Consider the following 26176-nt stretch of genomic DNA (forward strand, 5'->3'; position numbering starts at 1 on the left):
GATCTCGCCGCCGACAGAGCTTCCCGCTCGATCGCCCCCCGCCGCCGCATCGGTCGCTGGCCATGCGCCCTTTCCCTGCGGCGAGGTGAGTCCAGGATACGGGCGATTTGGAGGGTGAGGACCGAATCGGGTCGAGAAAGTTCAGGGCGTTGAAATCGTGGGGGTTTGTTGGCTGAACGCCGAGCGTAAACGACCAGCCGGGGACATGCTCTCACGGCAGGGCCTCGGCCAATCGTCACCAAACGGGGGGGTGAGTGCGTGTCCCCAGCGTCGCCCACGCCGTCGGAAGCTCATCCCGAACGCGGCCAATCCCCAGCCCGGCGGATCAAGGTGGGGACACGCACTCACCCTGAGCGCCCCGCGAACCTGGCCAATCCCCTGCCGCGAGAGCATGTCCCCCGGCCGCAATGTGGGGCGCGTGCGTGTCCCCGACCGACCCACGATCGTTCGACCTTCACCACCCGGCCTCCGGGAATTTCCGACAGCTCGATGGGACTTCGCACCATGGCGCGGGCCAGCCGCGCGCCGGATAGTCCACCTGGGCCCGGACCGGTCCGAGTGGAGAGTTCTCGTGCCGCAGCGTCCTTCGACCTGGCCCAACGGCCGCCGCCTCTGGCTCCCCGCGCTTTCCGTCGTCGCGTGCTGCCTGGCCCCCGCCCTGGCCCACGCCCAGGACGACAGCGCCGAACTGGCCAAAAAGCTGAACAACCCGGTCTCCAACCTGATCAGCGTCCCGTTCCAGCAGAACTACGACTGCTGCTACGGCCCCGAGGACGGCGGGCGCTACACCTTGAACGTCCAGCCGGTGGTCCCGTTCTCGCTGAACCAGGACTGGAACCTGATCGTCCGCACCATCGTGCCGATCGTGAAGACCGAGCACGTCCAGCCCGGCGACGACACCGCCTTCGGCGTCAGCGACGTCACCCAGAGCTTCTTCTTCTCGCCGAAAGCCGAGCACGACGGCCTGGTCTGGGCCGTCGGCCCGGCTGTCCTGTGGCCGATCGGGGAGTCGGATCTGGGGACCAAGAAATGGGGCGCGGGCCCCACCGCCCTGCTGCTCAAGCAGCAGCACGGCTACACCTACGGCGTGCTGGCCAACCACATCTGGTCCTTCGCCGACGCCGACGGAAGCCACCGCCCCGACGTCAGCCAGACCTTCCTCCAGCCCTTCCTCAGCTACACCACCCCGACGGCGACGACCTTCGGAATCAACGCCGAGAGCACCTACAACTGGAAGACCAAGGGCTGGACCGTGCCGATCAACCTGACGGTCACCCACGTCTACAAATTCGGCGGCCAGAGGGTGTCGCTGGGCGGCGGCGCGCGGGCCTATGCCGCCCAGGACGGGGTCGGGCCGGAATGGGGCCTGAGGTTCATCGCCACCTTCCTCTATCCGAAATAGCGGCCGCCCGTGACCGACCGCCCCGGATCTCGTCCCGCCCTCCCCGCCGATCTCGGCGCGCTGCGCACCGTGCTGGCGGCCGACCGGACGCTGATGGCCTGGCTGCGCACCTCGCTGTCGATGCTCAGCTTCGGGTTCACGATCTACAAGTTCCTGGAGACCGCCGCCAAGGCGGGCGCGCTGGAACGCCCCGAAAGCCCGCGCAGGGTCGGGCTCTTCCTGGTCAGCATGGGCACGGTCGCCATGATCGTTGGACTGCTCGACTACTGGGTGACGCTCAAGGCCATCGAACGGACCGGACCGTTTCGCCTGGGCCGGTCGGTGCTGTTCATGTCGCTGCTGATGGCCGTGGCCGGGGTCGTCCTGTTCGCGGCGATCATCAAGCGCGCCGTGTGAGGCGGGCCGCCTACTCGACCACCCAGTAGCGATAGCCGTAGGCCGGCACGAACCCCAGGCCGCTGTAGAGCGCGATGGCCGGGGCGTTGTCGGCCTCGACCTGCAGATAGGCCCGGCGCGCGCCCAGCCCCCGGGCCTCGTGCAGCAGGGCGGCCAGGATCCGGCTGGCCAGGCCCTTGCGGCGATGCCCCGGCAGGGTGCGCATGCCGAAGATCCCCGCCCATTCGCCGTCGATCGCGCTCGCGCCCAGGGCCGCCACCTCGCCGTTCAGGTCCAGCCGCGCGAAGCGGGCCGGCGCGGGGATGCGGGCCAGGGCGTCCAGGCGTTCGCGGGCGTCGGCGGCGTTGCCGGCGGCGCTGGCGGTCAGCACCGCCTCGAAGGCCGGGTCGGGCGCGTGCGACAGCGTCACGGCCATGTCCGTCGCCCCCGCGATCATCCCAGAGGCCTCGCCCACCATCACCAGGGTGCCGTGGGTCGGCCGGTAGCCGCGGGCGCGCAGGTGTTCGGACAGGTTGGCCGGGACCACCGCCCCGTCCGACAGCTTGAAGCGGGCGGGCAGGCCATGGGCGGCGTAGAAGGCCTCGGCCGCGTCGATGGCCTCGTCGACCGGCCGGTCGGGCTCGCCCAGCGGCCAGCAGGCGTTGATCCGCAGCGACCAGCCGTCCGAGGCGTTCAGCCGCCAGCCGCCCAGCGCCCCGCTCTGGCGCGCCGGCCAGGCGCGATCGGCGACGATTTCGAGAAGACGAGGATCGACGGTCATCGACTCATCAATAGCAGAAGGGCGCCGGCTGGTTGGAGCCGACGCCCTTCAAATTCGCGCTTCTGGCGAAAACGCCTTCTAGAGCGCCTTCAGATTGGCCGCCGCGACCTTGCCGCGTTCCTCGGCGGTGTCGAAGCTGACCTTCTGGCCTTCGTCCAGGCCGCGCAGGCCCGCGCGCTCGACGGCGCTGATGTGGACGAAAACGTCCTTGCCGCCGTCATCGGGCTGGATGAAGCCGAAGCCCTTGGTGCCGTTGAACCATTTCACCACGCCGGTAGCCATGGAGTGTCTCCTAGAGATAGCCGATCCAATGCCCGGACAAGCGGGCGGGTAACAATCTCAGTCGTCCGGGTAGCGGTTCGCAGGCCCAAATCCAGGATTGCACGGCACAGTGGACACGCCCCTGTTGAGGGGTCAATTCAAAAAACGCCGGTATGCTTAAGCGTGCGGGACGCCCTAGCGCTCGCGCAGCAACGCCTCGACCAGGCCCCGGGCTTCGGGGCTGGACCAGTCGGCGTCGCCGGACAGCCGAGCCCGCTCGCGGCCCTGCTTGTCGTAGATGACGGTGGTCGGGTATCCCACCGCGCGCGGATCCAGTTCGAACGACAGCTTGTAGCCGGGGTCGCGATAAACCTGCAGCGGCGGGTTGGCGGCCATTTCGGCCTGGACCAGGTTGAGGTCGCTGTCGCGGTCGACGCTGATCGGCAGCACCTTCAGCGGCTGGGTCGCGTAGGCGGCCTGCAGCTTGCCTAGGGTCGGCATCTCCTTCTTGCAGGGCGCGCACCAGGTGGCCCAGAGGTTCATCACCACCACCTGGCCCTTGAAGTCGGCCAGGGTGTGGGGCTTTCCGGCTCCGTCGGTGAACACCGTGGCCGGCGCGGCGCGCGGTTGGGCCGGCACGTCCAGCTTCTCTAACGACGCTTTCTTGAATTCCTTGAGGTCGGCCACGCCTGCGGGTTTGAATGAAGCCGAAGCGATGACGTATAGAACCGCCGCGACGCCGATCAGCAGAACGGCGCCGATCGCCCATTTCAGCGGGCTGGGCTTGCGCCCGCCCGCGCCCTCGTTCGACTGGACTTCGCTCATATGACCGACAACGCCTCCGATAAGCCCAAGACCGCGACGGGCGGACAGGGCCAAGCCATGTGGGGCGGCAGGTTCTCGGCCAAGCCGGCGGAGCTGATGCAGGCGATCAATGTCAGCATCGGCTTCGACAAGCGCCTGTGGGCGCAGGACCTGGCGGGCTCCCGCGCCCATGCGCGGATGTTGATCAGCCAGGGCGTGATTGCAAGGGAGGACGGCGAGGAAATCCTGAAAGGTCTCGACGCCATCGAGGGCGAGATCACGGCCGGGGCCTTCCCGTTCCGCGACGAGTACGAAGACATCCACATGAACATCGAGGCGCGGCTGCGCGAGCTGATCGGCCCGACGGCCGGCCGGCTGCACACCGCCCGCTCGCGCAACGACCAGGTGGCCGTCGACTTCCGCCTGTGGGTGCGCGAGGCCTGCGAGCGTTCGGCGGGCCAGCTGGAGGCCCTGCAGCGCGCCCTGGTCGCCCAGGCCGAGGCCCATGCCGACGCCCTGATGCCGGGCTTCACCCACCTGCAGCCGGCCCAGCCGGTGACCTTCGGCCATCACCTGATGGCCTATGTCGAGATGTTCGGCCGCGACGCCTCGCGGTTCCGCGACGCCCGGGCCCGGATGAACGAGTGCCCGCTGGGGGCCGCCGCCCTGGCCGGCTCGCCGTTCCCGATCGACCGCCACCAGACCGCCGCCAGCCTGGGCTTCGACCGCCCGACCGCCAATTCGCTGGACAGCGTCTCGGCCCGCGACTTCGCCCTGGAGGCCCTGTCCGCCGCCTCGATCACCGCCACGCACCTGTCGCGCCTGGCCGAGGAGATCGTGCTGTGGACGACGCCGATGTTCGGCTTCATCAAGCTGACCGACGCCTTCACGACCGGCAGCTCGATCATGCCGCAGAAGAAGAACCCCGACGCGGCCGAGCTGATCCGCGCCAAGGTCGGCCGGATCCTGGGCTCGCTCACCACCCTGACCGTGGTGATGAAGGGCCTGCCGCTGGCCTATTCGAAGGACATGCAGGAGGACAAGGTCCCCACCTTCGAGGCCTTCGACGCCCTGGAGCTGTCCCTGCTGGCCATGGCCGGCATGGTGTCGGACCTGACCCCGAACACCGAAAAGATGGCCGCCGCCGCCGGCGCGGGCTTCTCGACGGCCACGGACCTGGCCGATTGGCTGGTGCGTGAACTGAACATGCCTTTCCGCGACGCCCACCACGTGACAGGCTCGGCGGTGAAGGCGGCTGAAACGAAAGGCGTCGATCTGGCGGACCTGTCGCTCGGCGAATTCCAGGCCATCGAGCCCCGGATCACCGACGCGGTCTACGCCGTGCTGACCCCGGCCGCCTCGGCGGCCAGCCGGATGAGTTATGGCGGGACCGCTCCCGCCCAGGTTCGCGCCCAGATCGCGCGTTGGAAGGAACTGCTCGGATGATCCGCCGCCCTCTTACCGTTCTCGTCCTCGCCGCCCTGGCCCTGACCGCGGCCGCCTGCGGCAAGCAGGCCGAACTGGAGCGTCCCGCCCCGCTGTGGAACGCCCAGAAGAAGGCCGCCTACGAGGCCGAGCGCCGCAAGGGTTCGGCCACCGCCAACCAGCCCGCCCGCGCCAACGGCACGCAGGAGAACATGGACCCAGCGTCGAGCAACCGCACGACCCGCGCCGCGCCTCTGGGCGGCACCCAGCCCGACCCCTTCGGCGGCCCCTCGGGCGCCGGCTTCCCCAGCGCGACCCCGAACTGACGACCCCTCGTGCTTGAAATCCTCGTCCTTCGACAAGTTCAGGATGAGGATTTCATTCGAAACGCCTCTGCAATAGCCCTCATCCTGAGCCTGTCGAAGGACGAGGGCGGACCCGCCGACGCCGGCGTGTCCAGAAAGACCCTGACGTGAACCATTTCGAATACGGCCCCGACGGCCTGGCCTGCGAAGGCGTCCCGCTGGCCAGGATCGCCAGCGAGGTCGGCACGCCGGTCTATGTCTATTCCCGCGCCACCCTGGAGCGGCACTTCACGGTGTTCCGCGACGCCCTGGCCGCGGCCGGCGTCGTCGATCCGCTGATCGCCTACGCGGTGAAGGCCAATTCCAACGTCGCGGTGCTGAAGGTGCTGGGCGATCTGGGGGCCGGCGCCGACACGGTGTCGGAGGGCGAGGTCCGCCGCGCCTTGGCCGCCGGCATTCCGGGCGAGCGCATCGTGTTCTCGGGCGTGGGCAAGAAGCGCGGCGAGATCGCCTTCGCCCTGCGGGCCGGCGTCGCCGAGATCAATGTCGAGTCCGAGCCCGAGCTGAACCTGATCGCCCAGGTCGCCGCCGAGCTGGGCGTCAAGGCCAAGGTGGCGTTCCGGGTCAATCCCGACGTCGCGGCCGGCGGCCACGCCAAGATCGCCACCGGCAAGTCCGAGAACAAGTTCGGCGTGTCGTTCGCCGAGGCCGCGCGCCTCTACGCCAACGCCAGCAACCACGCCAATCTCGAGCCGATCGGCGTGGCCTGCCATATCGGCAGCCAGATCACCGACCTGACGCCGATGCGCCAGGCCTTCACCAAGATGCGGGGCCTGGTCGAACAGCTGCTGGACGAGGGCCTGCACGTCGAGCGCCTGGACCTGGGCGGCGGCCTGGGCGTGCCCTATTTCAACCATCCTGAACCACCCTCGCCGGCCGATTTCGCGTCGATGGTTGGCGAGGTCACCAAGGGGTTGCCCGTGACGCTGGCCTTCGAGCCGGGCCGGGTCATCGCCGCCAACGCCGGCGTCTTGGTGTCCGAAGTCATCCACGTCCACGAGCGTCCGGAAGGCCGCAAGTTCCTGGTCATCGACGCCGCCATGAACGATCTCGTGCGCCCAGCCATGTACGACGCGTTCCACGACATCCGCCCCGTGACCAAGCGGACCGGCGAGACGACCTACGACGTAGTCGGACCCGTCTGCGAAACCGGCGACACCTTCACCCGCGACCGCTCCCTGCCGCCGTTCGGGCCGGGCGACCTGGTGGCCTTCATGTCGGCCGGAGCCTACGGCGCGGCCATGGCCAGCGAGTACAACACCCGCCCGCTGGTCCCCGAGGTGCTGGTCGACGGCGACCGGTTCGCGGTGATCCGGGCGCGGCCGTCGTACGATGAAATGCTCAGCCGGGACGTGACGCCGGACTGGGTCTAGGGCGTTTCGACATTCAAGCATTGTGCTTGGTCCTCGTCCTTCGACACGCTCAGGATGAGGACCATTGTGCAGGCCGTGCCAGTAGAAACCTCATCCTGAGCTTGTCGAAGGACGGGGTTTCGCTTCCCGAGGCCGCATGTCGACCGGCTCTAGGCCGCAGCCTTAGGTATTCATACCTAACCCGTAAAAGCCCTACCTCTCACCTGGGATTAACCTCCGCGATCCAAACCTCACTGAGCGTTTTGGCAGAGTGGAGTCGCCAGGTGATCGAGTTCGACAGCATCGAGGCCCAGCGACGGGTCGGCGGCCATCTGATCCTGGCGTGCATCGCCGCGATGGTCCTGATGGTTCCGGCCGCCCGCCTGTTCGCCGGCGGACCCGTGCTGGGCCTGGCGCTGGGCTCGGTGGCGTTCGGCGCGATGGCCTGGGGCGGCTTCGCGATCTGGCGCGACAGCGTCGCCCAACGGATCTCCACCGCCATCAGCCTGGCCGGCCAGGTCACGCTGTTCGTCGCGGCGTTCTCCGGCCACGCCTGGCAGACCGACGCCCGCATGGCCTATCTGGCCGCCCTGGCGCTGCTGGTGGCCTATGGCGACTGGCGGGTGGTGGCGGTCGGCGCGGCCAGCGTCGTCGCCATCGACGTCGGCGCCTCCATCTTCGCGCCCAATCTGCTGATGCCGGGCGCCGTCACGCCCCTGCGGATCGCCTTCAACGCCGGGGTCACCGTCGTCACCGCCTGGTCGCTGATCTGGCTGACGGCCGGCGTCTCGCAGCTGTTCGTCACCGTCAACGCCCGCACCGACAAGGCCCTGGCCGCCGCCCGCGAAGCCGACGAGGCCAACGCCGCCGCCGAGACGGCCCGCGCCGCCCGCGACGCCGACAACGCCGAACAGGCCGCCCAGAAGGCGGCTCTGGAGGCCGAGCAGGTCCTGGTCGTCGACACGGTGGCCGCCGGCCTGGCCCGCCTGTCGCGCGGCGACCTGACTTGCCGCCTGACCCAACCCTTCGCCCTTCGCTACGAGCCGCTGCGCTCGGACTTCAACGGGGCGATGGAGAAGCTGCAGGCCGCGATGCAGGAGATCACCGGCAACGCCTCCAGCATGACCGCCGGCGTGGTCGACATGGCCCGCGCCGTCGACGAGCTGGCCGACCGCACCGAACAGCAGGCCGCCGGCCTGGTGCAGACCGCCGCCGCCCTGGACCAGATCACCGCCGCCGTGCGCTCGACCGCCGAAAGCGCCCACCAGGCCAACGCGGCCGCCGCGTCGGCCCGCTCCGAGGTCGAACGCTCCGATCCGGTGGTCACCGAGGCGGTCGAGGCCATGACCCTGATCGAGGCCTCGTCCGGCAAGATCGGCCACATCATCGGCGTCATCGACGAGATCGCCTTCCAGACCAACCTTCTGGCCCTGAACGCCGGGGTCGAGGCCGCCCGGGCCGGCGACGCCGGCCGCGGCTTCGCGGTGGTGGCTCAGGAAGTGCGGGCCCTGGCCCAGCGCTCGGCCGAAGCGGCCAAGGAGATCAAGGGCCTGGTCAACGAGTCCGGCGCCCAGGTCGCGGCCGGCGTCGAGCGCGTGGGCCGCACCCGCGAGGCCCTGCAGCGGATCGTCGACGTGGTGGCCAAGATCGACCAGCAGGTCACCGCCATCGCCCGCTCGGCTCAGGACCAGGCCCAGGGCCTGGGCGAGGTCAACACCACCATGGCCGAGATGGACCGCGTGGTTCAGCGCAACGCCGCCATGGTCGAGGAAACCACCGCCGCGGCCCACACCCTGCAGGTCGAAAGCCGCGAGCTGTCGGCGCGGGTCGAGATCTTCGACGTCGGCCAGAAGGGTCAGGTCGGAGGTCGGCGGGCGGCCTGACTAATCCCTCTCCCCTCGCGGGAGAGGGTGGCCCGCGAAGCGGGTCGGGTGAGGGGGCGAAGAACAGAAAAGCCGCGCCCAGTCGTAAGACCGGACGCGGCTTTTGTTTTTGAGAGATCCCTCATCCGGCGGCCGCGCCGCCACCTTCTCCCGCAAGGGGAGAAGGAAAGGATCGCTAATCCAGCGCCCCGATATACGGCAGGCCGCGGCTCTTGCCTTCGTCGTCCAGGCCGTAGCCGACCAGGTAGCGGGCCGGGGCTTCCCAGGCGATGAAGTCGGGCTCGATGCGCGGCTTGTCCCAGGGCTTGCGGGCGAAGACGGCGGTCAGGACTTCGCTGGCGCCGGCGTCCTTGACCAGCTTGGCGGCCTCGCCCAGCGACAGGCCGGTGTCGAGCACGTCGTCCACCACCAGGGCGCGGCGGCCGACCAGCGGGCGCTGCAGATCGGCGCGGACCTCGCAGCGGCCCGAGCTCTTGCGTTCGTCATGGTAGGAGGCCAGCCACAGGGCGTCGAAGCGGACGTCGCGACCGGCGCGCCACAGGGCCCGGGTCAGGTCGGCGGCGAACCACAGGCCGCCGGTCAGCAGGCAGACGACGACGGTGTCGTTGTCGATGCGCGGGGCGATGGCCTGGGCCAGGGCTTCCACCCGCTCGGCGATTTCTTCCTGAGAAATCAGGACTTCGGGGGCGGGGCGTTCGTTCATTTCAGGATTTCTTGGTCAATGATGGTCGGCCGGGGCCGGTTCGACCGCTCCGGTCTCATGACCTGGGGGCTCGTGTCCAGCCCCTTGCGTCTCGTCGATCGACGGTTGCCCGCCCGCCGCCAGGTCGGCCGGCTGGTCCTGGGCGCCGCGCAGCGACGGCGCCTGCGGGTCGGCGACGTGGTCCGCATGGGCCGCGGTCCCGGCCGCCTTGGCCGCGCCCGGCTCGAGAGCGAAGCCGATTTCCAGGGTGTTGGCCGTGCGGGGCGGGTCCAGCAGGGTCACCGAGAAGTGTCGGGTCTGGCTGGGCGGAATCAGCGGGTCGGCGGCGGCGGCCAGCTTTCCGGCCACCCGCTTCTCGTGCTTGTTGAGCAGGGCCACCCGGAGCGGCGGCGTGGTCACCGCGTGGTCGGTGATGTTGCGCAGCACGCCGGTGACGGTGATGGCGGCGTGACCGTTCTGCATCGACGGCTCGGCCTTCAGGTCCTCGACCACCAGGCCGACATTGTTCACGGGCATGCGGGCGAAGGCGTAGGCCCCCGCCGTGCTGGGCCACAGATGGGCGACGTTCATGCGGAACACGCCGGCCGCCACCAGCATCACCACCATGACGGCGACCATGCCGCCCCAGATGATGCCCGTGGTCTTGGCCTCTTTCAGGCGGCGCTCGGCGTCGGCGCGGGCCCGGAACACCTTGGGCAGTTCCTCGCCGGGCAGTTGGTCGACCGGGGTCTCGGGATCGTCGGCAGGGTTGGACGCGCCGTCCAGCGCGGTCAGGTTCGGCTCGGACGCCAGATCGGCGGCCGAAGGCTCCACGAACAGATCCAGGGCTTCTTCGTTGCGCGCCGTCCAGCGCGCTCCGCAGGACGCGCAGCGCACGACACGGCCAGCCGCGCCGACCTTGGAGTCATCGACGAAATAGCGGCTGGCGCACTCGGGACAGGTCAGTATCATGGCCGCGAATCGGACGCTCCCCGCTCCTACACACGAGGTCGCCGATTTTGCCAGCCATGTCCACACGACCCAGCGACACACCCTTGCGCATCGATGACGTCCAGGATGGCGACACCGTCTCTGTCGTCCGCTTCGAAGGTGTTTCGATGCGGTACGGACGCGGGCCGGAAACGCTCAGCGATCTCGCGTTCACCTTACACCCAGGGTCTTTCCATTTCCTCACCGGCCCGTCGGGCGCGGGAAAGAGTTCGCTGCTCAAGCTGATCTACCTGGCCCACCGTGCGTCACGGGGTCGCGTCGAGCTGTTCGGCCGCGACATCAGCCTGACCCGTCCCGAGGACCTGCCGTTCATCCGCCGCCGCATCGGGGTGGTTTTCCAGGACTTCCGCCTGCTGGACCATCTGTCGGTGTTCGACAACGCCGCCCTGCCGCTGCGCATCGCCGGCCGCAAGCCCAACACCTACCGCGAGGACGTCGCCGAGCTGCTGCAGTGGGTCGGGCTGGGCGACCGCATGCACGCCCTGCCCGCCACCCTGTCGGGCGGCGAGAAGCAGCGCCTGGCCATCGCCCGCGCCGTGGTCGACCGCCCCGACGTGCTGCTGGCCGACGAGCCGACCGGCAATGTCGATCCGGCCATGTCGCTGCGCCTGCTGCGGCTGTTCGTCGAGCTGAACCGCCTGGGCACCACGGTGCTGATCGCCACCCACGACGAGGACCTGGTGGCCCGCGCCAACCGCCCGACTCTGCACCTGGAGCACGGCCGGCTGGTCGATTTCGCCGACGAGGCTCCCAGCGAAACCTACGGCTACGAGGACGACGACAACTACGAAGACGAGGAGGACGACGCTTGAGCGAGTTCTCCGTCGCCCGCTGGAAGCCGGGCCAGTTGCTGCCGCCGCGCGACGCGCGGGACGGCTCGCTGGTGTTCGTGGTCGCCGTGCTGTGCTTCCTGGCCTGCCTGACGGCCCTGGCCGCGATCGCCTCGACCCGCGCCGCCACCGGCTGGACCGCGCAGCTGACCGGCTCGGCCACGGTCGTGGTCCGGCCCCGCGCCAACGAGAGCCCCGACAGCGCCGCGGCCCGCGCCGCCGAGACCCTGTCGGGCGTCAAGGGCGTCGACGAGGCCCGCGCCCTGCCCAAGGAGAAGGCCGAGGCCCTGCTCGAGCCGTGGATCGGCCGCGAGGCCCTGATCGCCGACCTGCCCGTGCCGCGCCTGGTGACCCTGGACCTCGACCCGAAGGCCCCCGCCACCGCCGCCACGCTGAACAAGGCGTTGAAGGACGCCAATGTCGACGCCGTGGTCGACGACCACAGCCGCTGGATCGCCGACATCGAGCGCGCCGCGCGCCTGGCCGGCTGGGCCGCCATCGGCGTCTTCGCCCTGATCGCCACGGCCGCCGCCGCCGTGATCGTCTTCGCCACCCGCGCCGCCCTGACCGCGCGCCACGACATCGTCGAGGTGCTGCACCTGTCGGGGGCCGAGCACGGCTTCATCGCCAACCTGTTCCAGAACCGTTTCGCGGGCATGGCCTTCATCGCCGGCTTGCTGGGCGGGGCCAGCGCGGCCATGATTGGGGCGGCGGCGCGGCTCTTGGGGGGCGGCCAGGGACTGACGCCGGTCCTGCCGCTGGCCTGGATCGATCTCTTGGCGCCCCTGCCCTGCCCGTTGGTGGCGGCGCTGGTGGCCGGGATCGCGGCCCGCGCGGCCTCCCTGCGCCTGTTGAGAGGCATGCCGTGAAGAGCATCGCAGCGCTGCTGATCGTGGTGATGGTCTGGTTCGTCGGCCTGCTGGCCTTCACCAGCCGCGTCGATCAGTCCACCCCCGCCCAGGAACCGCCGGTGTCGGACGGGGTGGTGGTGCTGACCGGCGCCTCAAACGTGCGGCTCGAGGCGGCGACCAAGCTGCTGGAGGCCGGCAAGGGCAAGCGCCTGCTGATCTCGGGCGTCAACCGCGAGGCGTCCCGCGAAGACGTGCTGGGCGTGACCAAGGCCGTGCGGCCGATCTACGAATGCTGCGTCGACCTGGGCTACGCGGCCGCCGACACCGTCGGCAACGCCAGCGAGTCCGCCGAATGGGCCAAGGCCAAGAACTATCGCAGCCTGATCGTGGTCACCGCCGACTACCACATGCCGCGCTCGATGCTGGAGCTGCACGCCGCCATGCCCGACGTGACCCTGCACCCCTACCCCGTGGTCACCGAAAGCCTGAACGCCCACCGCTGGTGGAAAGGCGGCACGAGCGCCCGGCGCATGACCGTGGAATACTGCAAGTACCTGGCGATCCTGGGGCGCGAGGCGTTCCTCAGCCTGGGACCCAAGGAAAAGGCCGAACACAAGGCCGGCCCGGAGCCGGCGAAGGAAGCGTCTTGATCTATCTGCGTTCGTTCCTGTTTCAGCTGTTCTTCTGGCTCTGGTCGGTGGCCTGGGCCATCGGCATGGTGCTGACCTATCCCCTGCCGCGCCGCGCCAACACTTGGTCGTTGTCGACCTGGGCCAAGGGTCTGATCTGGGGTCTGCGCTGGCTGGCCGACATCAAGGTCGAGGTGCGGGGCGAGCAATACCGGCCGACCGGACCGGCGCTGGTCGCGTCCAAGCACCAGTCGATGTTCGACGTCTTCAGCCAGTTCGCTCTGCTGCCCGACGCCTGCTTCGTGATGAAGAAGGAGCTGCTGATGGTGCCGCTGTTCGGCTGGCACGGACTGAAGGCCGGCATGATCGTCGTCAACCGGGCGGGCCATTCGACCGCGCTGAAGAAGCTGGTGCGCGACGCCGTCGACCGCATGAAGGAAACCCGACAGGTCGTGATCTTCCCGGAAGGCACGCGCGGCGACGTCGGCGTGCCCGGCGACTACAAGCCCGGCATCGCCGCCCTCTATCGCGAGCTGAACCTGCCGGTCACGCCGCTGGCCCTGAACTGCGGCGTCCATTGGCCGAAGGGCTTCATGCGGCCGCCGGGCACGATCGTCTTCGAATACCTGCCGCCGATCCCCGCCGGCCTGAAGCGCGGCGAGTTCATGCGCGAGCTGCAGACCCGGATCGACACGGCGACCAAGGCCCTGGAGGACGAGGGGCTCTAGGCCTCAGCCAGGGCGTTGTCGAAGAACCCGGTCAGCCAGTCGTTGACCTGCAGGTCCAGCACCAGGTGCACGCGGTCGTCGGCCCCGCGATTGGCCACGGCGTGCGGGTCGCTCAGGCGCAGATACCAGGCCTGCCCCGCCTTCATCTCGACCCGCGAGCCGTTGAGCAGGAACTCGACGTCGGGGTTGGTGACCACCGGCACGTGGACGCGGGCCGCGCCGGACTCGATGTCCAGGTCCAGGTCGGTGTGCGTCTTGATGATCGAACCCGGCGTCAGGCGCATCAGCCGAACGCCGCGCACCTCGCAGGCGAAGGCGGCGATCACCGCGCGGAAATAGGGGCAGGCCGCCAGCATCGGCGTGTCGACGAAGGTCGTGGCCGTCGGATCGGCATAGATCATCCGGATCGGATGGGTTTCCCCCGCCGCGCAGCGCAGCGGGATCACGCTCCAGTCGCCCTCGTAGTTCTGCTGGACGTAGTGCGCGGTCCACGGCGTGGCCGACAGGGCGTCCAGGTCGCGCCGCAGCAGGGCCGGATCGAAGCTCGGCGGCAGTTGCAATCTGTCCGGGAACACCATCCACTGACGCTATCGAGCCGCGAGCGGCCTCACAAGACCCGACGGGAGACGCGATGCCGACGAGCCTGGAGACCAAGACGCCGGCCTTGGACGCCCTGGCGTCGCTGCGCGCCGTGGTGCTGTCGGACGTCGCCCTGCAGGAGGCGCTCTGCGACATCGAGGATTTCTCGATCTTCGCCGCGCGGACGGCCGAGGCGGCGCGGGCCCGGGGCGTGCGGCTGGAGGCCGAGGCGGTGAAGGCGCTGCTCTACGCCCCGCCCCGGCCGCCCTCGATCGACGGCTTGGCGCCCTCGCCCGGCTGGCTGCCCGCCGAGGTCGTGCAGGTCGAGGGCGGCGCCGCCGTCGCCTGGCTTCGCTTCGGCCGGCGACGCCTGACGGAGTCGTTCTACGACCACGACCTCGCGCGCCAGCGCTTCCTGCCCTTCAATCGGCTGTTCGGCGTCCGCACCCCCCTGAGCGATCTGGAGGCCTGGGCCACCGCCCTGCCCGCGCTGGAGCCCGCCGGCCTGATCTTCCACATGTCGCGCTGCGGCTCGACCCTGGCGGCGCGGATGCTGGCGGCCTCGCCTGCCAATGTGGTGCTCTCGGAAGCCGCCCCCCTCGACGCCGTCGTCCGGCGCGCCGATCTCGACGACGACGCCAAGGTCGCCCAGCTGCGGGCCATGGTCGCCGCCCTGGGCCAGGCGCGAAACGGCGAAAGCCGCCTGTTCCTCAAGCTGGACTGCTGGCACAGCCTGGACCTTCCGCTGTTCCGGCGCGCCTTTCCCGACACGCCGTGGGTGTTCCTCTATCGCGACCCGGTGGAGGTGCTGGTCTCGCACACCCGCCGTCGCGGCATCCAGATGACGCCCAGCTTGGTGCCTCCGGCGACCTTCGGGATCGACCTGCCGGACGGCGTGCCCAACGACGACTACTGCGCCCGGGTCCTGGCGGCGGTCTGCGCGGGCGCGGCGCGCCACCATCCGGCGGGCGGCGGGCGGCTGGTGAATTATCGCCAGCTCCCCGAGGCGCTGTTCACGGAGATCCTGCCGCACTTCGGCATCGCGGTGTCGGAGACCGAAGCCCAGGCCATGCGCGCCGCCGCGCTCCGCGACGCCAAGGCGCCCGAACAGGCCTTCGCGCCGGATGGACAGGACAAGCAGCAGGCGGCGACTCCGGCCCTGCGCGCGATCTGCGAGCGGCGGCTGGGCGAGGTTTATCGAAGGCTGGAGGCGATGCGGACCAGCCGGTCCTAGGGCCTATCGATATTCAAGTCTGGTGCGTGGTCCTCGTCCTTCGACAAGCTCAGGATGAGGACCATTGTGCACGCCGTGGCAGTAGAAAACCTCATCCTGAGCCTGTCGAAGGACGAGGTTTTCGCTTCCGAAGCCGAATGTCGATCAGCCCTAGGCCGCCCCCTCCCGCGCCTCGACCATCTTCAGCAGCGACTCCATGGCGTGGTCACGCACCCCGTCCTCGCGCAGGTGCATCACCAGGTCGCGCAGATAGTCGATGTTGCGGCCCGACAGCCCCGTCGCCCCGGCGATCAGCTCGGCCTGCTGCTCGAGGGTCAGCGCCCCCGCCCACTGGCCGTGCTTCATGTCCGACAGGAAGACCAGCGACTTCGCCTTGCCGTTTCCGTCGATCTTCAGGTCGGACCAGGCCTCGAAATAGGTCTCGGTCGGCTGCTCGCGTTCGCGCAGATAGGCGTAGACCTCGGCCCATTCCGCGCCGGCCACCCGGTAGGCCACGCCGCGCACCGCCCCGCCCGGCGCCAGGCCCAGAACCAGTCCCGGCCGCTCGTAAGTGCCCCGGTGATGGACCGAATAGATGCAGAAGGCCCGGCGGCGCCCATGGAGCAGAGCCGTTCTTCGCTCTATGAACGGGAACCCGGGCCGCCACATCAGCGATCCATATCCGAACACCCAGCGGTCTTCGCTGTCTTCAACGCTCATCACTGTTCCCGACCGGAGCCGCCCATTCCATGACCCATAACGCCGCCGCCCCGTCCCGCAAGCCCCGGCGTCGCGGTCTGCTGGCGCCTTTCGTTCTGCTGGCCATCGTCGCCATCGGATGGAGCATCGGCTGGCTGTGGCTGCGCGGCCAGGCCGAGCAGCGGATGGACGCCACCGCCCTGTCGCTGAAATCGCGCGGCTACGACCTGTCCTGGGAGAACCGGACCTTCAGCGGGTACCCGTTCCGCCTGGACGTGACCCTGACCAACGCCCGGGTCGCCGAACCGTCGGGCTGGGCCCTGCGGGCGCCGGAATTGAAAGGCGAGGCCAACGCCTACAACATTGGCCACTGGGTGATCGTCGCGCCCCAGGGCGTGATCATGACCCGTCCGATCAACGGCGACGTGGCCATCACCGGTCAGGCCCTGCGCGCCAGCTTCACGGGCTTCAACCGGTACCCGCCGCGCATCTCGGTCGAGGGCGCGAACCTGATCTTCACCCCGATGGCCGGCGCCGCGCCGTTCCCGCTGCTGTCGACGGCGGGCCTGCAGTTGCACGTCCGCCCCGGTCCCGACGACCAGGGCGCGATCTTCTTCGAGGCCAAGGGCGCCAAGGCCCGCTTCACCGGCCTGATGGGCCGCATCGCCGCGGACCGCACGGCCGACCTGATCTGGGATTCCAAGGTCAGCAAGATCAGCGCCCTGCACGGGACCAGTTGGGCCGACGCGGTCGAGGACTGGTCCGACGCCGGCGGAACCCTGACCGTGCAGCAGGGAAAGCTGAACGCCGGCGAGGCGCTGCTGGAAGCCAAGTCCGGCGCCCTGACGGTGGATGACGACGGCCGCCTGCGCGGCGCGCTGGACGTCACGGTCCGCGAGATCCCCACGCCCGGCCAGGCGCTGAAGAGCCCGGAAGCCGCCGCCGCGGCCGTGGCCCAGGCCCTGGGTCAAGATCCGACCCTGTCGGCCACCCTGACCTTCCAGAACGGCCGCACGCGGCTGGGCCTGTTCGACACGGGGCCGGCGCCGCGAGTTTACTAGTTTCGCCGCCGCCTAGGCGGCGGCGTCGATCGGCTCGATCGTCGCGATGTCGTCCGCGAGCGCACGCTTGGCCGTTTCCAGATCGTAGCGGGTCTGGAGATTGAGCCAGAACTGCGCGGTGGCGCCGAACAGCTTTTCCAGGCGCAGAGCCGTATCGACCGTCACCGGCGTTTGGCCGCGCACCAGCTTCTCGATGCGCGGACGGGCGATGTGCAGACGCGTGGCGGTCTTTCCGGGGGAAAGACCGAACGGCCTGATGAACTCCTCCAGCAGAATCTCGCCCGGATGGACCGGAGCGAGCGGATCTGCGGATTCGGCGATGTCGGCGACCATCGCGGTCTCCTCGGCTGCCTAGCCTGATGAGCTCGAATGATAGTCCCACGAGACAGGTCCCGGCCAGTTGCTGTTTCTAATTTGCCAGCCCCGTCTGAACGCACGCCTAGCAAGCACTAACCAACGTTCTCCGAGCGCAAGTTTATTCCCAGGAACGCGCCCTATTGCGCCTCCGGCGGCAAAGTCTATGGTCCGGCCTCCAATTTCGGGGATAAATCATGGGTAGCGACGCAGGCGACGCGACGCCTTCGCTGGACGAGGTGCGATGGCGTATCGACGCCATCGACGGTGAGCTTCTGGCCCTGCTGGACGAGCGGGCCGGCCTGGCGCGAGCCGTGGCGGCGGCCAAACAGGCGGCCGGCGACACCGGCTTTGGCCTGCGGCCCGGCCGCGAGGCCCTGATCATCCGCAAGCTGCTGGCCGCCCCCCGCACCGCCGCCGGCGACGCCTTGGTCGTGCGCATCTGGCGCGAGCTGATGTCCGACAGCCTGGCGCGCCAGGGTCCGTATCACCTGACCGTCTGGGGCGGCCCCAACCCGGCCCGGGCCGTCGAACTGACCCGTCTGCGGTTCGGCGTCGCGCCCCCGATGACCGTGGCCGCGACCGACAAGGACGCCCTGGCCGCCGCCAAGACCCCGTGGGGCGTCGGCGTCCTGGCCCTGGCCCCGGACAACGCCTGGTGGGGCCGGCTGCTGGCCGAGCCGCGCCTGAGGATCTTCGCCGCCCTGCCCTGCCTGGAGCGCTGGGGCCCGCAGGTGGCTTTCGCCGTGGCCGAGGTCGAGGTCGAGCCGACCGGCGGCGACCAGACCTTCTGGGTCACCGACAGCCCCAAGGGCGCGGCCGCCATCATCGAGGCCCTGTCCACCGACGGCGTGGCGGCCGAGCTGGTCGCCGAGGCCGGCGGCCTGAAGCTGTTCTCGCTGCTGGGCTTCTACCAGGCCGGCGACGAGCGCCTGGCCCGCGCGCCCGGTTCCCTTACGGGCGTCATCGGGGCTGCGCCCACGCCGTTCGACGTTTAGCCGTCGCGCCACGGCCTCGCCCGTAGTGCGCCCTCGTCCTTCGACAAGCTCAGGATGAGGGCTACTGGCAGGCCGCTCCAATAGAAATCCTCATCCTGAGCCTGTCGAAGGACGAGGATTTCGGGCCAAAAGTTAGACGTCGCGGTCCGACGACGTGTAAGAAGACCGCCTCTTCGTTCCCCGAGTTTGCTCGATGACCGCTCCGACCACCGACCGCTTCGCCGCACCGCGCCCGACGCCCAAGCCGGGCATCCTCGACATCGCCGCCTATGTGGGCGGCAAGTCGAAGATCGAGGGCGTGGCCCATCCGGTGAAGCTGTCGAGCAACGAGAACATCCTGGGCAGCAGCGACAAGGCCAAGGCCGCCTATCGCGACGCGGTCGACCGCATGCACATGTATCCCGACGGCAAGGGCGCGGCCCTGCGCGCCGCCATCGCCGCCCACTACCGCCTGGAAGTCGAGCGCATCACCCTGGGCGACGGCTCGGACGAGATCTTCGCCCTGCTGAACCAGGTCTATCTGGAGCCGGGCGACAACATCGTCCAGGGCGAGCACGGCTTCGCCGCCTACGCCATCGGGGCCCGCGCCTGCCAGGGCGAGGTCCGCTTCGCCAAGGAGCCGGGGCAGCGTGTCGACGTCGACGAGATCGTCAAGTGCGTGGACGAGCGCACCCGCCTGGTGTTCATCGCCAACCCCGCCAATCCGACCGGCACCTGGCTGACGGGCGAGGAGATCCGCGCCCTGCACGCCGCCCTGCCGCCGTCGGTGGTGCTGGTGCTGGACGGCGCCTATTCGGAATTCTGCACCGACCCGCGCTTCGAGGACGGGTTGGACCTGGCCCGCACGGCCGAGAACGTCATCGTCACCCGCACCTTCTCCAAGCTGCACGGCCTGGCCGCCCTGCGCGTGGGCTGGGCCTATGGGCCGACGGGGATCATCGAGCCGCTGGAGCGCATCCGCCCGCCGTTCAACACCTCGATCCCGGCCCAGGACGCGGCCATCGCCGCCCTGGCCGACACCGAGTTCCAGCGGCGCTCGGTCGCCCTGGTCGAGCAATGGCGCGCTTGGCTGACCCAGCAGATCGGCGGCCTGGGCCTGGAGGTCACGCCGTCGGCCGCCAACTTCGTGCTGGTCAACTTCCCGGCCAAACCCGGCAAGACCGCCCTGGAGGCCGAGGCCTTCCTGGCGTCCAAGGGCTATCTGGTCCGCGCCGTGGCCAACTACAATCTGCCCAACGCCATTCGGATCACCATCGGCCTGGAAGAGCACAACCGGGCCGTCGTGGAGCTCCTGCGCGAGTTCGTGACCCGATGAGCCATCCCGGCGTTCTCTATCCGAAGATGACCGTGATCGGCTGCGGCCTGATCGGCGGCTCGATCATCCGCGCGGCCCGCGAGCACGGCGTGGTCGGCCAGGTCACCGTGGCCGACGCCAGCGAGGCGCACCGCGCCCGCGTGACCGAGCTGGGCCTGGCCGAGCACGTCACCGGCGACATCGCCGAGGCGGTCAAGGACGCCGACCTGGTGGTCATCGCCACCCCGGTGCTCTCCACGCCGGAAGTGGCCGCCGCCCTGGCCCCGCACATGAAGCCCGGCGCCACCCTGACCGACGTCGGCTCGACCAAGGCCAATGTGGTCGAGGCGTTCAAGGCCGTGGACCTGTCCCACGTCTTCGTCATCCCCGGCCACCCGATCGCCGGCACCGAGCAGTCGGGTCCGGACGCAGGCTTCGCCGAGTTGTTCGAGAACCGCTGGACCATCCTGACCCCGGCCGAGAAGGACGACGAGGCCTACGCCGCCGCCGTCGCCAAGCTGTCGGCGTTCTGGCGCGCCTTCGGCGCCCAGGTCGAGCTGATGGACGACAAGCACCACGACCTGGTGCTGGCCGTGGTCAGCCACCTGCCCCACCTGATCGCCTACACCATCGTCGGCAGCGCCGCCGACCTGGAGAACGTCACCGAGAGCGAGGTGATCAAGTTCTCGGCCTCGGGCTTCCGCGACTTCACCCGCATCGCCGCCAGCGACCCGACCATGTGGCGCGACATCTTCGTGGCCAACAAGGACGCGGTGCTGGAGATGCTGGGCCGGTTCACCGAGGACCTGCAGGCCATGAGCCGCGCGATCCGCTGGGGCGACGCCGACACCCTGCACGCCCACTTCACCCGCACCCGGGCCATCCGCCGCGGCATCGTCGCGGCCGGCCAGGAAAGCGCCGAGCCGAACTTCGGCCGCGACCGCGGCAAGCACTAGGGCGTTTCGCGAAGCCTCCTTCACGCCGCACGCCGCAATACAGCCGCAACATCCCGCGCTGATGGTCGCCACGGGACGCACCCTCGAAGGACACCTCATGCGCCGCAAGCTCGCCGCTCTCGCCCTGACCACGCTCACCGCCCTGGTCGCCGGCTCGGCCCTGGCCCAAATGCCGTCGCCCGAGAAGATCCATAAGGCCTGGGACAAGAACGCCGACGGCGGGATCGACAAGGCCGAATGGGTCGCCGCCGGCCGCAAGGAAAAGCGCTTCGCCCCGGTCGACGCCGACAGCGACGGCAAGGTCACCCTGGACGAACTGAAGACCGCCATGGCCAAGCGGAAGGCCCAGAGCCCGGGCGGCGCGGCACAGACGCCGCCGGCCGACCACTAGGCGCCGCGAAGCGTGGCTTTACGGCCACGCTTCCGACAACCTTGAACTTTGCCTCTTCCCAGGTTTGGGCGAACGCTGTAATCGCCCGCCTCCCGAAGGATGAGGACCATGGCGCACAAAGCCCCGACCTACCTGCCCACGTTCAATATGCTCGACCGCCAGGTCGAGGGTACGAACGCGCGCGCGTCGGAGGGGATCACGGTCTAGGGTTCGTCTGAACTCGGGATGTTCGTAGGAGCCCCTCCTGGCCTGGCCGGAGGGGTTTCTTCGTTTTGTGCGGGAAGCGCTTCGACCAAGTCGCCAGGAGGGGCGGTTTGAAAAGGAGAAGCCCATGAGCGGCTTCACACACATCGAAAGCGACGGGGCGCCGATCAAGGCCTGGACGCGGGGCGTGCCCATCGAGGACTCGGCCCTCAAGCAGCTGCGCAACGTCGCCGCCCTGCCCTTCATCCACAAGCACGTGGCGGTCATGCCCGACGTGCACTGGGGAATGGGCGCGACGGTCGGTTCGGTCATCCCCACCGTGGGGGCGATCATCCCGGCCGCCGTGGGGGTCGACATCGGTTGCGGAATGATGGCGGTGCGCACCTCGATCCGCGCCGAGCACCTGCCCGACAACCTGTTCGGCATCCGCTCGGAGATCGAGGCGGCGGTGCCGCACGGTCGGACCGACAACGGCGGGCGCAACGACAAGGGCGCCTGGCAGGTCGAGCCGCCGGCGGTCGCGGCCGAGAAGTGGGCGGGTCTGAAGGCCGGCTACGACGACGTCGTGGCCCGGCATCCGAAGGCGGCCCACCCGCGCGGCTTCGGCCACCTGGGGACGCTGGGGACCGGAAACCACTTCGTCGAGCTCTGCCTCGACGAGGCGGGCGACGTCTGGGTGATGCTGCACTCGGGCTCGCGGGGGGTCGGAAACCGGTTCGGGACCTACTTCATCGAGCGGGCCAAGTCCGAGATGCGGCGCTGGCACATCAACCTGCCCGATCAGGACCTGGCCTACTTCGCCGAAGGCAGCGAGGGCTTCATCGACTACGTCCGGGCCGTGTCCTGGGCGCAGAAGTACGCCCGGGCCAACCGTGAGGTGATGATGGAGCAGGTGCTGGAGGTGCTCCGGCGCACCTTCCCCGACCTCGTGACCACGCAGGAAGCGGTGAACTGCCACCACAACTACGTGTCGCGGGAAAAGCACTTCGGCAAGGACGTGTACCTGACCCGCAAGGGGGCGGTCTCGGCCAAGGACGGAGAGCTGGGGATCATCCCGGGCTCGATGGGCGCCAAGTCGTTCATCGTGCGCGGCCGGGGAAACCCGGACTCGTTCTGCACGTGCTCGCACGGGGCCGGACGGGCGATGAGCCGGACCGAAGCCAAGCGGCGGTTCACCCTCGCCGACCACGCGGCCGCCACCGCCGGCGTCGAGTGCCGCAAGGACGCCGACGTGATCGACGAAACGCCGATGGCCTACAAGGACATCGACGCCGTGATGGCCGCCCAGAGCGACCTGGTGGACATCGTCCACACGCTGCGTCAGGTGGTGTGCGTTAAAGGATAGCGGGACGCCGTCCGGTCGAAAGACCGGGCGGCGTTTCGCGTTGGGACTATTGGAACAGCTGGTAGATCACCGCGGCGATGACGCCGGTGGCGATGGCCGTCAGCACCACGTCGTTGTTGACTCGGACGTACTGGTAGCCGTGCGGCGGGGCGCCCAAGCCGTAGTGGCGATAGTCGACCACATAGGCCCGGCTCCGATAGCTGGCTGGAAGCGTGTCGCCGCGATGCCACTGGCGGGCGTGATAGCCGTGCGGCGGGTGGTAGCGGCCGGGGGCCTTGTAGTGCTTGGTGGCGTGGCGCTCGTAGCTGTAGTGGTCGCCGGGTCCCTCGTGACGGCCGTTGTCGTGGCGCCCCTGGTCCTTGGGACGCTGATTGTCGCGACCCGGATTGTCGTGGCCTTGATTGCCCGGGCCTTGATTGCCCGGGCCTTGATTGCCATTGCCTGGGCCTTGATTGCCGTGGCTCTGCGGTTGAGGCTGCGCGCCAGCGACGCCGGCCGAAGCCACGATGGACAAGGCCGCCGCGGCGGTCAGGAACGTCTTCATGGGTCTGGTCTTCCTTCAAAAGGTCGCCGACCTCAGGTGATCCGCTTGGCGCTGGGTGGGTCGCTGGCCGGAAAGCTTTCTTCCAGGCTCTCGTCGATCAGCGCTTCCTGGCGGTCCTCGGCCGCCTCGACGTGCTCGGCCAGCTGGTCGTGCTTTTCGCCCTCGGGGGGAGGCTCGACGGCCCGACTGGTCGGGGTTTCCTCGTTCTGGAAGGCTTCCTTGACCTCGGTCTCGGAGATCCGGTCCTCGGGATGGCCAGGCTGGCCCAGATCCTGGGCCTGGGAATAGTCGCCCAGCACGCCGGGGCGCGAGCCGTCTTGCGGCGCGATGTTGTCAGCCATTGGAGATGTCCTTGGGTTGGACCCTATCAACGGCCACGCCCGACATCATGTTCCATGCACGGCTCAGCTAGGTCCCGCCTAGCGGGCCTTAAGCTCGGTAAGCTCCCAGGCGTCGCCGACCTTATGGAACTTGAAGGCCACGCGCGCGCCGGGGGCGATCGGCGCCTCGGCCAGGATGTCGCCATAGGCCTGGAACGCGGTGCGGCCGGGAGTCAGCTGGGCCGCGCTCGCGCCCTCGTGATCGAGCGTTACCGCTTGGCCTTCAATGACCGCGATCACGCCGATCGAATCGTATTCCGGCCCCGCCGGAAGGGCCGCCGGCGCCGCCGCCGGAGCCTCGGACGCGGTTTTCGCCGGCTTGCCCGGACCGCAGGCAGCGAGCGCCGAAACCAGCACAATCGGCAATATTGTCTTTATTTTCATTGCTTTAACGGAATTCACGAGTCAGCGGATCGATCCGAACCCGTCACTCATACAAGGTTTTTTGCCGCAGGTGCGAAAAGGGCGGCGATTGTGGTAGCGATTTTGTGATCGAAGTTTTACTCTAGGACTTGCCGGCGGCTCTCCACGCCGGTCGTCGAGAAGCACCAGACCGTCCAGCAGAGCGCGCCGATCCTAGCGGACATGATCCCTAGCGACCATGGCGCGTCCCGCGAAGCCGGTCTTGCGCCTCTCGAAAGCTTCGAGGAGAGGCCCGGCCTCGGACGACCCGAGCCGGACAGCCCGAGACGATGGACCTGATGAGCGAACGCGGCGCTTTCTTCGATCTGACCTCCTCGCGGAGCGTCGCCTACGACACGGTGATCTCCACGAGCGATCGGGTCGAGATTCCCGTCGACGCGCCCCTGGCCATGCCGGTCCAGCCGCTCGCCTTCTGGCAGGGCGAGGCCAAGCCCGTGGCCACCGCCAAGGAAAATCTGGCCCTGCGCCGCTGGGGCGTGTTCGTCGCCACCGCGATCATGGCCTTCGCCGGCTGGAAGGCCACCTACGACACCATCGCCCTGGGCGGCGTGACGCGCCTGGAGGCCGTCTGCCTGACCCTGCTGGCCCCGCTGTTCCTGGCCCTGGCCCTGTGGTTCTGCACCGCCGTGGTCGGCTTCGTGGTGCTGCTGGGCAAGCCCAAGGATCCGCTCGGCATCGACGACGGCGCGTCCTCGCCCGTGCCCAAGCCCAAGGCCCGCACGGCGATCCTGATGCCCGTGCACAACGAGGACGCCGCCGAGGTGTTCGCCCGCCTGCGCGCCATGGACGCCTCGATCGCCGAGACCGGCAACAGCCGCGCCTTCGACATCTTCATCCTCAGCGACACCCGCGACGCCGCCGTGGCCCTGGCCGAGCAGGCCTGCTTCGCCCGCTTCCGCCGCGAGGCCAACAGCCACGTGTTCTATCGCAAGCGCACCCAGAACACGGGCCGCAAGGCCGGCAACGTCGCCGACTGGGTGGCCCGCTGGGGCGGCGACTACGAGCACATGCTCATCCTGGACGCCGACAGCCTGATGACCGGCGAGGCCATGGTCCGCCTGGCCGACGCCATGGAGCGTCACCCGCGCGTGGGTCTGATCCAGACCATGCCGATGATCATCAACGGCCAGACGATCTTCGCCCGCACCCTGCAGTTCGCCACGCGCCTCTACGGCCGCGTCGCCTGGACGGGCCTGGCCTGGTGGTCGGGTTCGGAAAGCAGCTTCTGGGGCCACAACGCCATCGTGCGCACCCGCGCCTTCGCCGAGACCTGCGGCCTGCCCAGCCTGGACGGCCCCAAGCCGTTCGGCGGCGAGGTGATGAGCCACGACGCCCTGGAAAGCGCCCTGCTGCGCCGCGGCGGCTGGGGCGTGCACCTGGCCCCCTATCTGGGCGGCTCGTACGAAGAGAGCCCCTCCAACCTGCTGGACTTCGCCACCCGCGACCGCCGCTGGTGCCGGGGCAACGTGCAGCACATCCCGCTGATCGGCCTGCCCGGCCTGCACTGGATGAGCCGCCTGCACCTGGTGATCGGCGTGCTCAGCTACGTGCTCTCGCCCCTGTGGTTCGTGGCCCTGTCGGCCGGGGTCATCTCGCGCATGCTGATGCCCGAACTGAAGAAGGCCGCCTTCACCATGGCCGACCTGCAGGCCGCGGCCCACGCCCTGATCGACTGGCGCGAGATCCAGGCCACCGCCTGGGCGATGATCATCACCTTCGTGCTGCTGTTCGGCCCGAAGATCCTGGGCTCGATCCTGGTCTTCTCGCGCGCCAACGAAATCAAGGGCTTCGGCGGCCGTCGCCGGATCGTGGCCGGCCTGGCGGTCGAGATGCTGCTCTCGGCCCTGGTCGCCCCGATGCTGATGTTCACCCAGACCCGCGCCCTGGTCGAGATCCTGGCCGGCAAGGTCGGCGGCTGGGCCACCCAGCGTCGCGACGCCGACAAGGTGACCGGCAAGGAGGCCTTCGCCGCCATGGGCTGGATCAGCGTCACCGGCCTGGTCCTGGCCGTGTGCTTCTGGTTCACGCCCGACCTGCTGACCGCCACCCTGCCGATCCTGGCCGGCCTGATCCTGGCCGTGCCGCTGACCATGCTGGGCGCGCACAAGGTCGCCGGCCTGGGCGTCAAGTCGAACGGCCTGTTCATGACCCCGGAAGAGCGCCGCCCGCCGGCCATCGTCCGCGCGGCCCTGGGCCCGACCTGCGAACCGCCCGCCCGCTGGTTCAGCCGTCAACCGGCCCCGGCCCTGGTCGCCGAACAGCCGGCGGAACGGAACGCGGCCTGAACGCTTAGGCGTTCAGAAGCCCCATAGCGTCTGGCCCCCTGGCCCGGGCCGGAGTAGAAGCGCGCTTCGTT

At 69.3% G+C, this 26176-nt stretch carries 29 protein-coding genes and 1 pseudogene; 18 read left to right on the top strand and 12 right to left on the bottom strand.

Going from position 1 to position 26176, the window contains the following annotated elements:
- The first annotated feature begins 571 nt into the window (after positions 1–571).
- On the top strand, positions 572–1402 hold the full coding sequence (locus ASD21_RS19825; protein WP_200941455.1) for a hypothetical protein: 831 nt from the start codon (positions 572–574) through the stop codon (positions 1400–1402).
- A gap of 9 nt (positions 1403–1411) precedes the next feature.
- Positions 1412–1798: a YidH family protein gene (locus ASD21_RS19830; RefSeq protein ID WP_056445393.1), complete on the top strand. Its 387-nt coding sequence runs from the start codon at positions 1412–1414 to the stop codon at positions 1796–1798.
- Positions 1799–1808: 10 nt separating this feature from the next.
- On the opposite strand, the gene ASD21_RS19835 is transcribed toward ASD21_RS19830, so the two are convergent.
- From ASD21_RS19835 to ASD21_RS19845, 3 genes are all read right to left on the bottom strand, one after another.
- Positions 1809–2558: a GNAT family N-acetyltransferase gene (locus tag ASD21_RS19835; RefSeq protein ID WP_056445396.1), complete on the bottom strand. Its 750-nt coding sequence runs from the start codon at positions 2556–2558 to the stop codon at positions 1809–1811.
- A gap of 78 nt (positions 2559–2636) precedes the next feature.
- A complete protein-coding gene (locus ASD21_RS19840; protein ID WP_056445399.1) occupies positions 2637–2840 on the bottom strand; it encodes a cold-shock protein in 204 nt (67 codons plus the stop codon).
- A gap of 174 nt (positions 2841–3014) precedes the next feature.
- Positions 3015–3644: a TlpA family protein disulfide reductase gene (locus tag ASD21_RS19845; protein ID WP_056445402.1), complete on the bottom strand. Its 630-nt coding sequence runs from the start codon at positions 3642–3644 to the stop codon at positions 3015–3017.
- Between ASD21_RS19845 and argH the strand changes: the two genes are divergently transcribed.
- The 4 genes from argH to ASD21_RS19865 all read left to right on the top strand — a co-directional run bounded on the left by argH (position 3645) and on the right by ASD21_RS19865 (position 8648).
- Positions 3645–5069, top strand: coding sequence for an argininosuccinate lyase (gene argH / locus ASD21_RS19850; protein WP_156398435.1), 1425 nt, complete (start codon positions 3645–3647; stop codon positions 5067–5069).
- Positions 5048–5374 (top strand): hypothetical protein, encoded by a 327-nt coding sequence (locus ASD21_RS19855; protein WP_056445405.1) that lies wholly within the window; start codon positions 5048–5050, stop codon positions 5372–5374. The genes argH and ASD21_RS19855 overlap by 22 nt, the downstream gene beginning before the upstream one ends.
- A gap of 146 nt (positions 5375–5520) precedes the next feature.
- Entirely contained in the window at positions 5521–6786 is a 1266-nt protein-coding gene (gene lysA, locus ASD21_RS19860; protein ID WP_056445407.1) for a diaminopimelate decarboxylase, read from the top strand.
- A gap of 263 nt (positions 6787–7049) precedes the next feature.
- Entirely contained in the window at positions 7050–8648 is a 1599-nt protein-coding gene (locus tag ASD21_RS19865) for a methyl-accepting chemotaxis protein (RefSeq protein ID WP_056445409.1), read from the top strand.
- 175 nt (positions 8649–8823) lie between these two features.
- On the opposite strand, the gene ASD21_RS19870 is transcribed toward ASD21_RS19865, so the two are convergent.
- Positions 8824–9351: a phosphoribosyltransferase gene (locus tag ASD21_RS19870; protein ID WP_056445412.1), complete on the bottom strand. Its 528-nt coding sequence runs from the start codon at positions 9349–9351 to the stop codon at positions 8824–8826.
- A gap of 15 nt (positions 9352–9366) precedes the next feature.
- Positions 9367–10302, bottom strand: a complete 936-nt coding sequence (locus ASD21_RS19875; RefSeq protein ID WP_156398436.1) for an MJ0042-type zinc finger domain-containing protein — start codon at positions 10300–10302, stop codon at positions 9367–9369.
- 83 nt (positions 10303–10385) lie between these two features.
- Between ASD21_RS19875 and ftsE the strand changes: the two genes are divergently transcribed.
- From ftsE to ASD21_RS19895, 4 genes are read left to right on the top strand one after another with little or no spacing between them, the layout of a single operon-like run.
- Positions 10386–11153, top strand: coding sequence for a cell division ATP-binding protein FtsE (gene ftsE, locus ASD21_RS19880; RefSeq protein ID WP_442856984.1), 768 nt, complete (start codon positions 10386–10388; stop codon positions 11151–11153).
- A complete protein-coding gene (locus ASD21_RS19885; protein ID WP_056445420.1) occupies positions 11150–12040 on the top strand; it encodes a cell division protein FtsX in 891 nt (296 codons plus the stop codon). Before ftsE ends, ASD21_RS19885 begins: the two co-directional genes overlap by 4 nt.
- Positions 12037–12672 carry a YdcF family protein gene (locus tag ASD21_RS19890; RefSeq protein WP_056445423.1) on the top strand — a complete coding sequence of 212 codons (636 nt, stop codon included), beginning with the start codon at positions 12037–12039 and terminating at the stop codon, positions 12670–12672. The genes ASD21_RS19885 and ASD21_RS19890 overlap by 4 nt, the downstream gene beginning before the upstream one ends.
- A complete protein-coding gene (locus tag ASD21_RS19895; RefSeq protein WP_056445425.1) occupies positions 12669–13379 on the top strand; it encodes a lysophospholipid acyltransferase family protein in 711 nt (236 codons plus the stop codon). The genes ASD21_RS19890 and ASD21_RS19895 overlap by 4 nt, the downstream gene beginning before the upstream one ends.
- Here ASD21_RS19895 and ASD21_RS19900 read toward each other — a convergent pair.
- Positions 13376–13939 carry an aspartyl/asparaginyl beta-hydroxylase domain-containing protein gene (locus ASD21_RS19900; RefSeq protein ID WP_235524924.1) on the bottom strand — a complete coding sequence of 188 codons (564 nt, stop codon included), beginning with the start codon at positions 13937–13939 and terminating at the stop codon, positions 13376–13378. The two genes, ASD21_RS19895 and ASD21_RS19900, sit on opposite strands and share 4 nt — an antisense overlap.
- A 71-nt stretch (positions 13940–14010) precedes the next feature.
- On the opposite strand from ASD21_RS19900, the gene ASD21_RS19905 reads away from it, so the two are divergent.
- A complete protein-coding gene (locus tag ASD21_RS19905) occupies positions 14011–15192 on the top strand; it encodes an aspartyl beta-hydroxylase (RefSeq protein WP_056445431.1) in 1182 nt (393 codons plus the stop codon).
- A gap of 150 nt (positions 15193–15342) precedes the next feature.
- Here ASD21_RS19905 and ASD21_RS19910 read toward each other — a convergent pair whose 3' ends face one another.
- Positions 15343–15891, bottom strand: coding sequence for a gamma-glutamylcyclotransferase (locus tag ASD21_RS19910; protein ID WP_056445435.1), 549 nt, complete (start codon positions 15889–15891; stop codon positions 15343–15345).
- 29 nt (positions 15892–15920) lie between these two features.
- Between ASD21_RS19910 and ASD21_RS19915 the strand changes: the two genes are divergently transcribed.
- Positions 15921–16931: a DUF2125 domain-containing protein gene (locus ASD21_RS19915; RefSeq protein WP_056445438.1), complete on the top strand. Its 1011-nt coding sequence runs from the start codon at positions 15921–15923 to the stop codon at positions 16929–16931.
- Between the two features lie 12 nt (positions 16932–16943).
- On the opposite strand, the gene ASD21_RS19920 is transcribed toward ASD21_RS19915, so the two are convergent.
- A complete protein-coding gene (locus ASD21_RS19920) occupies positions 16944–17264 on the bottom strand; it encodes a HigA family addiction module antitoxin (protein WP_056445440.1) in 321 nt (106 codons plus the stop codon).
- Between the two features lie 218 nt (positions 17265–17482).
- Here ASD21_RS19920 and ASD21_RS19925 point away from each other — a divergent pair, with 218 nt between their 5' ends.
- The gene (locus tag ASD21_RS19925) at positions 17483–18283 is read left to right on the top strand and encodes a chorismate mutase (RefSeq protein ID WP_056445444.1); all 801 of its coding nucleotides are present in this window, start codon (positions 17483–17485) and stop codon (positions 18281–18283) included.
- A gap of 27 nt (positions 18284–18310) precedes the next feature.
- On the opposite strand, the pseudogene ASD21_RS24900 reads toward ASD21_RS19925, so the two are convergent.
- Positions 18311–18402: pseudogene (locus ASD21_RS24900) on the bottom strand (hypothetical protein); the annotation flags it as partial.
- A 74-nt stretch (positions 18403–18476) separates the two neighbouring features.
- Between ASD21_RS24900 and hisC the strand changes: the two are divergent.
- The 4 genes from hisC to ASD21_RS19945 all read left to right on the top strand — a co-directional run bounded on the left by hisC (position 18477) and on the right by ASD21_RS19945 (position 22473).
- A complete protein-coding gene (hisC, locus tag ASD21_RS19930) occupies positions 18477–19598 on the top strand; it encodes a histidinol-phosphate transaminase (RefSeq protein ID WP_056445446.1) in 1122 nt (373 codons plus the stop codon).
- Positions 19595–20533 (top strand): prephenate/arogenate dehydrogenase family protein, encoded by a 939-nt coding sequence (locus ASD21_RS19935; protein WP_056445449.1) that lies wholly within the window; start codon positions 19595–19597, stop codon positions 20531–20533. The genes hisC and ASD21_RS19935 overlap by 4 nt, the downstream gene beginning before the upstream one ends.
- A 97-nt stretch (positions 20534–20630) precedes the next feature.
- Entirely contained in the window at positions 20631–20924 is a 294-nt protein-coding gene (locus tag ASD21_RS19940; RefSeq protein WP_056445451.1) for a hypothetical protein, read from the top strand.
- Positions 20925–21255: 331 nt separating this feature from the next.
- A complete protein-coding gene (locus tag ASD21_RS19945) occupies positions 21256–22473 on the top strand; it encodes an RtcB family protein (protein ID WP_056445453.1) in 1218 nt (405 codons plus the stop codon).
- 46 nt (positions 22474–22519) lie between these two features.
- Here ASD21_RS19945 and ASD21_RS19950 read toward each other — a convergent pair whose 3' ends face one another.
- The 3 genes from ASD21_RS19950 to ASD21_RS19960 form a co-directional block, all read right to left on the bottom strand.
- Positions 22520–23017: an RcnB family protein gene (locus ASD21_RS19950; RefSeq protein ID WP_056445455.1), complete on the bottom strand. Its 498-nt coding sequence runs from the start codon at positions 23015–23017 to the stop codon at positions 22520–22522.
- Positions 23018–23049: 32 nt separating this feature from the next.
- A complete protein-coding gene (locus ASD21_RS19955; protein WP_056445457.1) occupies positions 23050–23358 on the bottom strand; it encodes a hypothetical protein in 309 nt (102 codons plus the stop codon).
- A gap of 78 nt (positions 23359–23436) precedes the next feature.
- Entirely contained in the window at positions 23437–23799 is a 363-nt protein-coding gene (locus ASD21_RS19960) for a copper-binding protein (RefSeq protein WP_235524925.1), read from the bottom strand.
- 299 nt (positions 23800–24098) lie between these two features.
- Between ASD21_RS19960 and mdoH the strand changes: the two genes are divergently transcribed.
- Complete coding sequence (mdoH, locus tag ASD21_RS19965; protein ID WP_056446239.1) at positions 24099–26105, top strand: glucans biosynthesis glucosyltransferase MdoH; 2007 nt, start codon at positions 24099–24101, stop codon at positions 26103–26105.
- Positions 26106–26176 lie beyond the last annotated feature (71 nt).

This window comes from Caulobacter sp. Root1455 (assembly GCF_001426905.1).
Classification (GTDB): domain Bacteria; phylum Pseudomonadota; class Alphaproteobacteria; order Caulobacterales; family Caulobacteraceae; genus Caulobacter.